General features: G+C 70.2%; 7 protein-coding genes. 3 read left to right on the top strand and 4 right to left on the bottom strand.

The genetic code is table 11. The features are described 5' to 3' along the window. Window positions 1-12: 12 nt before the first annotated feature. On the top strand, window positions 13-1,335 hold the full coding sequence (locus SPR02S_RS05790; protein ID WP_019055986.1) for a sensor histidine kinase: 1,323 nt from the start codon (window positions 13-15) through the stop codon (window positions 1,333-1,335). Next, window positions 1,332-1,988, top strand: coding sequence for a response regulator (locus tag SPR02S_RS05785; RefSeq protein WP_019055985.1), 657 nt, complete (start codon window positions 1,332-1,334; stop codon window positions 1,986-1,988). Before SPR02S_RS05790 ends, SPR02S_RS05785 begins: the two co-directional genes overlap by 4 nt. Before the next feature lie 9 nt (window positions 1,989-1,997). On the opposite strand, the gene SPR02S_RS05780 is transcribed toward SPR02S_RS05785, so the two are convergent. From SPR02S_RS05780 to SPR02S_RS05765, 4 genes are all read right to left on the bottom strand, one after another. After that, entirely contained in the window at window positions 1,998-2,783 is a 786-nt protein-coding gene (locus SPR02S_RS05780; protein ID WP_019055984.1) for an alpha/beta fold hydrolase, read from the bottom strand. Window positions 2,784-3,044: 261 nt separating this feature from the next. After that, a complete protein-coding gene (locus SPR02S_RS62890; protein ID WP_019055983.1) occupies window positions 3,045-3,188 on the bottom strand; it encodes a hypothetical protein in 144 nt (47 codons plus the stop codon). Between the two features lie 162 nt (window positions 3,189-3,350). Further along, a complete protein-coding gene (locus SPR02S_RS05770) occupies window positions 3,351-4,061 on the bottom strand; it encodes a DUF4232 domain-containing protein (protein WP_019055982.1) in 711 nt (236 codons plus the stop codon). A 325-nt stretch (window positions 4,062-4,386) separates the two neighbouring features. Continuing rightward, a complete protein-coding gene (locus SPR02S_RS05765; RefSeq protein ID WP_019055981.1) occupies window positions 4,387-5,661 on the bottom strand; it encodes a multidrug effflux MFS transporter in 1,275 nt (424 codons plus the stop codon). Window positions 5,662-5,814: 153 nt separating this feature from the next. Here SPR02S_RS05765 and SPR02S_RS05760 point away from each other — a divergent pair, with 153 nt between their 5' ends. Beyond that, window positions 5,815-6,309 (top strand): MarR family winged helix-turn-helix transcriptional regulator, encoded by a 495-nt coding sequence (locus tag SPR02S_RS05760; RefSeq protein ID WP_019055980.1) that lies wholly within the window; start codon window positions 5,815-5,817, stop codon window positions 6,307-6,309. Window positions 6,310-6,326: the final 17 nt, after the last annotated feature.

Genomic DNA, 6,326 nt, shown 5'->3' with positions numbered 1-6,326 from the left:
GCACCATGGAGGGTGTATCCCGTGACCGCACCGCCGACACCGGACCGGTTCGTCAAGCCCGAGAACCTGATCGGACAAACCCGGCTGGGCGACTCCGAGTACCGGTCGGTCGTCCGGCTGCTGACCTGGCTGGGGCGGGTGCGGGCGGCCGACGTGGCGCATCCGCGGGTCAGGCGGTGGGGGGTTCCCGCCTTTTACGCCCTCGGCGGCGTTCCGGCGCTGGTACTCGCGGCCCGCGACTCCGGCCTCCACTTCGTGCTGGTGCTGGCGATCACAGCGGGGTACACCGTGCCGTTGCTGTGGCGGAGGCAGCGGCCCGTGCTGGTCTTCGCCTTCCTGGTCGCTCTCTCCGAGGCGGCCCTGTTCCTGGGGGTGGACTCGGGTTCGAGCGCGACCCAGCTGGTGGCGCTGCTCAATCTGGGGCGCTTCGGTGCTCCCGGCCAGCTGGCCGTCGGAGTGGTGTACAACCTCCTGCAGACTTTCGTGTCGATCGTCTTCTTCAACGGCCTCAAGGGGTCGAGCCAAGCTGGTACCCCGGTGCTGGCGTTCCTGGCCGTGGTCGCCATCCTGTCGATGGCCGCGCTGGGTCTGGCCGGAAAACTGGTGAACGCCTACATCGAGGCCCTCCAGGAACACGCTGTACGGCTGGAGTTGGAGCGCGACCAGCGCGCCCAGTTGGCCGCGGCGACCGAACGCGCCCGCGTGGCCCGGGAGATGCACGACATCCTCGGCCACACCCTCGCCGTGATCGTCGGCCTCGCGGGCGGCGCCGCCGGGCTCGCCGAGACCAAGCCGAAGCGGGGCGCGGAGACGCTGCGGATCATCGCCGAGAGCGGGCGCGGTGCCCTGGCCGAACTGCGCAGGCTGCTCGCCGTCATCCACGACGACGAGCCCGGCGACACCCCGCTCTCACCCCAGCCCGGACTGGCCGACCTGAACGCTCTGATGGAACGGGTGAGGGCCGCGGGCCCCGCCGCCACCCTGCGTCTCAAGGGCGAACTCACCGGTCTCCCCCAGGGACTTCAGCTCGCCGTCTACCGCATCGTGCAGGAGGCCCTCACCAACACGCTCAAGCACGCGGCACCGAACACGACCGTCGAGGTCACCGTCGCGGCCGATCCGGAGGCCGTGCACGTCACGGTCGAGGACACCGGCCCGCACCGCTCGCCCGGCGCCGCCGACCAGGGCAAGGGCCTGGTCGGCATGCGCGAACGGGCCGCGCTCTACGGCGGTCAGGTCACCGCGGGCCCCAACTCCCGTGGCGGCTGGACCGTCCGCGCCCTCCTGGTCCCCGCCCCAACCGCCCCCGACCTCACGGAGAAGCACCCGGCATGACGACCGTCCTCATCGTCGACGACCAGGCCCTGCAACGGCTCGGCTTCAGCATGCTCATCGAGCAGTACCCCGACCTGAGCACCGTCGGGGAGGCCACGCACGGCGTCGAGGCGGTCCGGCTGGTGGCCGAACTGCGCCCCGACGTCGTCCTGATGGACGTCCGCATGCCCGGCATGGACGGCATCGAGGCCACCCGCCGGATCGTCCAGTCGGGCGGCCGCTCCCGCGTCCTGGTGCTGACCACCTTCGACCTCGACGAGTACGCGTACGCCGCGTTGCGCGCCGGTGCCAGCGGCTTCCTCCTCAAGGACGCGCTGCCCGAGGAACTCGTCGCGGGCATCCGCGCGGTGGCCGCCGGGGACGCCGTCATCTCCCCCGGTCTGACCCGCAAGCTCATCGACGCCTTCGCCGACCGGATGCCCGGCCGCACCCCCGAACAGGACCGCCACCTCGACGCCCTCACCGACCGGGAGCGCGAGGTGCTCACCGTCATGGCGGCCGGCTGGAGCAACACCGAGATCGCCGAACGCCTGTGCCTCGCCGAGTCCACCGTCAAGTCCCACGTCAGCCGCATCCTCGCCAAGGTCGGCGCCCGGGACCGCGTCCAGGCGGTCATCTTCGCGTACGACGCGGGGCTGGTACGGCCGGCTTGAGGTCTCCCCTCAGGCTGCCGACAGGGTCACGAACTGCCCGATCAGCGCAGTGAGTCGGGCAGGCTTCTCCACGGGCAGTTCGTGCCCGGCGTCGACGATCCGCACGACCGCGTCCGGGTAGGCGTTGGCCATCCGCAGCATCTGGGAGAGCGGCAACTGGATGTCGTGGTAGCCGTGCACGATGAGCGTGGGCGCGCTGATCCGGCCGACGCGGTCCAGCACATCGAAGGCCCGCATCGCGCCGTAGCAGGTCATGACGACCTCACGCGGTGTCGCGGCGGAGGCGTCGACGTACTCGCGGATCTTCTCCTTGGGGTAGCCGGGGGCGAAGGCGCGCTGGATGTTGACGGCGACGAACAGCTTGAACGGCAGCAGCGTGGACACCGCCAGCAGCAGCCCGCGCGCCCAGCTGTACGTCATGCGGCTGATCGAGTCGACCAGCACCATCCGCTCGACCCGCTCGGGATGGTCAAGGACAAGGGTCTGAGCGATCATCCCGCCCATGGAGTGCCCGACCGGCACGAACCGGTCGACCTCGAGATGATCGAGCAACGCGACGACATCCGCGGCGAGTTCGTCGACGGTCCGCGCTCCCGCGCCGGTGCTCTCCCCGTGCCCGCGCAGGTCGAGCCGTATGACCCGCCGCCCAGCCGCGAAGTGCGCGAACTGGTCGTCCCACCGGTGCCGGTTGGCCGTCCACCCGTGAATGAACACGAGCGGCACACCGCCGTCTCCGTCACGGGGGCCCTCGTCGTCGTACACGAGCACTGCGCCGTCGACTTCGAGGTTCGGCATGGGGGACTCCTGCGGGTGCCGGATGGAGTGTGGATGAGCTGCGGGCGGATGCGGTGATCGTCCGCCGACAGCAGCGTCACGGCCGCTGACCGACGCCGTCCCGATCCTGCCCTGAACTCGGACGAGTTGGCCTTGTGCACGGCCATCCGCAACGGGATCGAGATGGAGATCGTCGAGAGCGGGGTGAGTCAGGCGGCACTCGGTCGCGGACTGCGGTCCCCAGGAGGAGTACGGGTCCTCACCTCAGCATGAAGCGTCCGCTCACGGCGTCGGACGTGCCCCCAGCACCTTCGACTCCATGCCCTGGGCGGAGAAGAACTGCAAGCTGGCGGCGAGGGTCGGGACATCGTCGATGATCACGCTGGTGCCGGTGAAGTGTGGCTGCGTCCGGGCATCGTAGGTCACCGCCCGCGCACACCGACGCCCCGGGGAACGTCACCTCGTCGGTGTGCGCGGCGCCGTGCAACTCCCGTTCGGGAGACGGCCGGTCGGCCAGGAGAGGGTGACGAAGCGGTCGGTGTGCTCGATCTCGACCCCCTCACCACGCACACCGGCCGGGCGTGCGGGTCAGCCGCCCTGGCCGGCGCTTCCGACCGGGCCGACCTTCACCGGGGAGCCGGAGCCGTCCGTGACGGGCAGTGTGGCGGCGCCGGGCCAGGTGAGGGTGACCGACTTGGTCTCGTTCGGCGGGGTCACCACCAGACCGGTGATGCGGACGCCGGAGCCGCCCGACTTGTTGAACGGGTAGTTGATGGGGAAGTCGATCGACTTGCCGTTCTTGAGGATGGTCGACGTGGCCTGCTGGCCGGTGCGCTGCGCGGACACCGTTCCCGCGTTGGTCTTCAGGTCGACGCCCGCGTACCCGGCGATCGTGCAGTCCCGGCCACCACCGTTCGTCAGCTCGACCACGACGGTGCCGTCGGGGTCGCCGTCGATGGTGTTGTCCTTGGCCGTGAACTCCAGCTCGTCGGTACTGCACTTGCCGACCTTGGCGTTCGCGTCGGAGCCGCCACCGGCAGCGGTACCCGTGTCGCCGGAACTCGACCCACCGGAATTCGAAGCGCCGGAATTCGAAGCGCCGGAATTCGTCCCCGTGGATGCCTTCGCGCCACTCTGGTCCGAACTGCCGCCCGTGGACGAGGTGTTGGACCCGGACAACGCCGTGGACGCGGACGACGAGTCGCTCTTGCCCGCGTCGGCATCGCCGTTCTGGCAGGCCGTCAGGGAGAGACCGGCGGCAACGGCCAGGGCGGCGAAGGTGAGCTGGTGAACGCGCATCGTTTCATCCTCGGTATCGGTGGAGTCAGTGCCGGGCGCTCGGTACGGGTCGGTACGAGCGGGCGTTTCTGATCACCAAGAGCGGCCCGGCCGGGTCGACCGTTCCGCACAACCACCGCATAGGACATTCCTGTTACACGCACCGCGAGACACACCGCGCACCGCCACCGGGAACATCACGCCCGCACCCTCCACCGGCCAGCCGCGACAGCGTTTTCCGCGTTTTCCGCCACCGCCGCGCGCCCGTTCGCGGCCACCGTCCGTTGGGACAGACCCGTGACCCGACGGACCCAACCGATCACGCGCCCTCCCCCTCTACGACCCGCTACGACTCCGTCGGCTCCCCTCGCCCTTCCCAGGGCCTGGCCAGAGCCACCAGCGCAACTCCCGCCGCCGCCACGGCAATGAGCATGATCACCGCCATCGGCAGGGAACTGTCCTCCCCGAACACCCCCACCAGCGGCGCCGCGAGCGCGCCGAACAGGAACTGCAGGCCGCCGAGGAGGGCGGAGGCCGCACCCGGGGCGTTACGGCCGAGGGCCTGTCCGATGCTCAGGGTCGACGGGAAGACCATGCCGATGCCACCGGCCGTGACGAACAGGGTGATCCAGGTGCCGGCGAGGGTCTCCCCCACGGTCAGCACCAGCAGCACCTGGGCCAGCGCGCCGACACCGGCGACACAGACCGCGCCCACGAGGAGGTTGTTCAGCCGTACGCGTCCAGCGAGTTGGGAGAAGGTGGCGCCGGCGATCAGCATGGCGACGGCGTTGCTCGCGAAGATGAGGGAGTACGTCGTGGCCGACACCCCGTGCAGGTTCTCGAAGACAAAGCTGGACCCGCTGATGTAGGCGAACAGCGCCGCGGAGATGAACGCGAGGACGAGGACGTACCCCATGAACGTGCGTCGGCCGAGCAACTCCCCCATCGCGCGAAAGGTGTTCGTGATCCCGCCGGGGTGGCGCCGCTCCGGCGGCAGGGTCTCCGGGACCTTGCGGACCACGCCGAGCAGCAACAGGCCGCCCATCACGGTCAGTACGACGAACACCGCGCGCCAGGTCGACACGGCGAGGACCGCCCCGCCGAGCACCGGTGCGGCGACCGGCGCGACGCCCATGATCTGCGAGAGGACCGCGAAGTAGCGGGGCAGTTCGGCCCCTTGGAAGCGGTCGGTCAGCACGGCGCGGGCCAGCACCATGCCGGCCGCGCCCGCCAGTCCCTGGAGGAACCGGGCGCCGGTGAGCACGCCGATGTTGGGTGCGAGGGCGCAGCCGACGGAGAAGACCGTGAACGCGGCGGTTCCGTACAGCAGCAGTCCGCGGCGGCCGAGGCTGTCGCTCAGCGGGCCGATCAGCAGCTGGCCGACGACGAGTCCGGCCAGGAACGCGGTCATCGTCAGCTGTACGGCCGAGCTGCTCGCCCCGAGCGTGTCCCCCATCGCGGGGAAACCGGGGACGTACATGTCGGTCGCGAGCGGGGCGACCGCGGTCAGCGCGGCGAGGACGGCGACCAGGGCGACCGCGGTGCGATGCGAGGGGTCGGTGGAGTCGGCCGGTGCGGTGGTGCGCGCGGCGGCGGAACTGGAGGGGGACGGCGATACCATGACCGTAACGGTAACCGATGGTTCACCGGTTAACAATGAAGGATCGGTGAAGGCCCTCGCGGGTTCTCGAAAGCCGCCGAAGGCGATCGCGGGCCCTCGACTACCTTCGATCACCTTCGATCGCCCGATCCAGGAAGCGAGAAGACGAGCCGCATGTCACCCTCCCCCATCGATGTCCGCACCCAGTGGACCGAGCACAACCCCGGCCTCGACACCTCCCCCATGGAGCTGATCGGCCTGCTCAAGCACGCCACCGGGCTCCTGAACCGAGCGGTGGAACCCCTCTACGCGGGCGCCGCGCTCACCGCTCCCGAGGTCGACATGCTGATCCCCCTACGGCACGCCACCGACCCGGTGATCGCCCGTCGCCTCGCCGAGTGGCTCGGCCTGTCCCGCGCGGGCGTCAGCAAAGCGCTGGGCAAGCTGGAGAAGCGCGGCTTCATCGCCCGCACCCCGAACCCGGCCGACCGGCGAGCCGCCCTGGTGACCATCACACCGGCGGGCGCCAAGGCCGTGGACGACCTCTTCCCCCGCCAACTCGCCACCGAGGTGGAGCTGTTGGCGGGCTTGGGCGAGGACCGGGACCAGGTACTGAAGGCACTGGGGCGCCTGGTGGAGGTCATGGAGCGTCAAGTAGGCAGTGGATGAGGGAGTCCTGACGGATC

This window comes from Streptomyces prunicolor NBRC 13075 (genome assembly GCF_000367365.1).
Taxonomy (GTDB): domain Bacteria; phylum Actinomycetota; class Actinomycetes; order Streptomycetales; family Streptomycetaceae; genus Streptomyces; species Streptomyces prunicolor.
Note: the sequence above shows the minus strand (reverse complement) of the source record. Positions and strands in the feature narration are given on the sequence as shown.

Excerpts from the sequence above, each read along its gene's own strand:
- SPR02S_RS05785 (WP_019055985.1), top strand. The coding sequence starts at position 1,332 with ATGACGACCGTCCTCATCGTCGACGACCAGGCCCTGCAACGGCTCGGC.
- SPR02S_RS05765 (WP_019055981.1), bottom strand. The coding sequence starts at position 5,661 with ATGGTATCGCCGTCCCCCTCCAGTTCCGCCGCCGCGCGCACCACCGCA.
- SPR02S_RS05760 (WP_019055980.1), top strand. The coding sequence starts at position 5,815 with ATGTCACCCTCCCCCATCGATGTCCGCACCCAGTGGACCGAGCACAAC.
- SPR02S_RS05780 (WP_019055984.1), bottom strand. The coding sequence starts at position 2,783 with ATGCCGAACCTCGAAGTCGACGGCGCAGTGCTCGTGTACGACGACGAG.
- SPR02S_RS05770 (WP_019055982.1), bottom strand. The coding sequence starts at position 4,061 with ATGCGCGTTCACCAGCTCACCTTCGCCGCCCTGGCCGTTGCCGCCGGT.